Consider the following 1,922-nt stretch of genomic DNA (forward strand, 5'->3'; position numbering starts at 1 on the left):
TGGTGGAGACTAGGAGAGTCGAACTCCTGACCTCCTGCGTGCAAAGCAGGCGCTCTACCAACTAAGCTAAGTCCCCAGCTTATCAATAAGTCAATGTTTCTGATTTCCGTTTACTCTGCAATCTCTTGCGTCGTCAGTAGTGGTGGGTCTGACAAGACTTGAACTTGTGACCCCACGCTTATCAAGCGTGTGCTCTAACCAACTGAGCTACAGACCCTCAGATACATCGTCATGAAGAACAACTTGTTGTGGATTCTTACCAATCGTCAATCTTTCGTTAAGGAGGTGATCCAGCCGCAGGTTCCCCTACGGCTACCTTGTTACGACTTCACCCCAGTCATCGGCCACACCGTGGTAAGCGTCCTCCTTGCGGTTAGACTACCTACTTCTGGTGCAACAAACTCCCATGGTGTGACGGGCGGTGTGTACAAGGCCCGGGAACGTATTCACCGCGGCATTCTGATCCGCGATTACTAGCGATTCCGACTTCACGCAGTCGAGTTGCAGACTGCGATCCGGACTACGATCGGCTTTTTGAGATTAGCATCACATCGCTGTGTAGCAACCCTTTGTACCGACCATTGTAGCACGTGTGTAGCCCTGGCCGTAAGGGCCATGATGACTTGACGTCGTCCCCGCCTTCCTCCAGTTTGTCACTGGCAGTATCCTTAAAGTTCCCATCCGAAATGCTGGCAAGTAAGGAAAAGGGTTGCGCTCGTTGCGGGACTTAACCCAACATCTCACGACACGAGCTGACGACAGCCATGCAGCACCTGTATGTAGATTCCCGAAGGCACCAATCCATCTCTGGAAAGTTTCTACTATGTCAAGGCCAGGTAAGGTTCTTCGCGTTGCATCGAATTAAACCACATGCTCCACCGCTTGTGCGGGCCCCCGTCAATTCATTTGAGTTTTAGTCTTGCGACCGTACTCCCCAGGCGGTCTACTTATCGCGTTAGCTGCGCCACTAAAGGATCAAATCCCCCAACGGCTAGTAGACATCGTTTACGGCATGGACTACCAGGGTATCTAATCCTGTTTGCTCCCCATGCTTTCGCACCTCAGTGTCAGTATTAGGCCAGATGGCTGCCTTCGCCATCGGTATTCCTCCAGATCTCTACGCATTTCACCGCTACACCTGGAATTCTACCATCCTCTCCCATACTCTAGCCAACCAGTATCGAATGCAATTCCCAAGTTAAGCTCGGGGATTTCACATTTGACTTAATTAGCCACCTACGCGCGCTTTACGCCCAGTAAATCCGATTAACGCTCGCACCCTCTGTATTACCGCGGCTGCTGGCACAGAGTTAGCCGGTGCTTATTCTGCGAGTAACGTCCACTCTTCTCAGGTATTAACCAAGAGAGCCTCCTCCTCGCTTAAAGTGCTTTACAACCAAAAGGCCTTCTTCACACACGCGGCATGGCTGGATCAGAGTTTCCTCCATTGTCCAATATTCCCCACTGCTGCCTCCCGTAGGAGTCTGGGCCGTGTCTCAGTCCCAGTGTGGCGGATCATCCTCTCAGACCCGCTACAGATCGTCGCCTTGGTAGGCCTTTACCCCACCAACTAGCTAATCCGACTTAGGCTCATCTATTAGCGCAAGGTCAAATGATCCCCTGCTTTCTCCCGTAGGACGTATGCGGTATTAGCATTCCTTTCGGAATGTTGTCCCCCACTAATAGGCAGATTCCTAAGCATTACTCACCCGTCCGCCGCTAGGTTAGTTACCGAAGCAACCTTCCCCGCTCGACTTGCATGTGTTAAGCCTGCCGCCAGCGTTCAATCTGAGCCATGATCAAACTCTTCAGTTAAAATCATTTTGAAGTTTTAATCTAAACTTCCAAATCTGGCTCATCAATTTTCTGACTTAAATTTCGCTCAAATAAACTTCGAGTAATTTAAACCAATCAATCAATGA

General features: G+C 50.3%; 2 tRNA genes and 1 rRNA gene. All 3 read right to left on the reverse strand.

The window, feature by feature from the left end:
* The 3 genes from HHA42_RS13255 to HHA42_RS13265 all read right to left on the reverse strand — a co-directional run bounded on the left by HHA42_RS13255 (position 1) and on the right by HHA42_RS13265 (position 1,815).
* A tRNA-Ala gene (locus HHA42_RS13255) sits at positions 1-76 on the reverse strand.
* Between the two features lie 64 nt (positions 77-140).
* A tRNA-Ile gene (locus HHA42_RS13260) sits at positions 141-217 on the reverse strand.
* 61 nt (positions 218-278) lie between these two features.
* Positions 279-1,815 (reverse strand): 16S ribosomal RNA (locus HHA42_RS13265).
* Positions 1,816-1,922 lie beyond the last annotated feature (107 nt).

It is taken from the genome of Acinetobacter sp. A3, assembly GCF_012371415.1.
Classification (GTDB): domain Bacteria; phylum Pseudomonadota; class Gammaproteobacteria; order Pseudomonadales; family Moraxellaceae; genus Acinetobacter.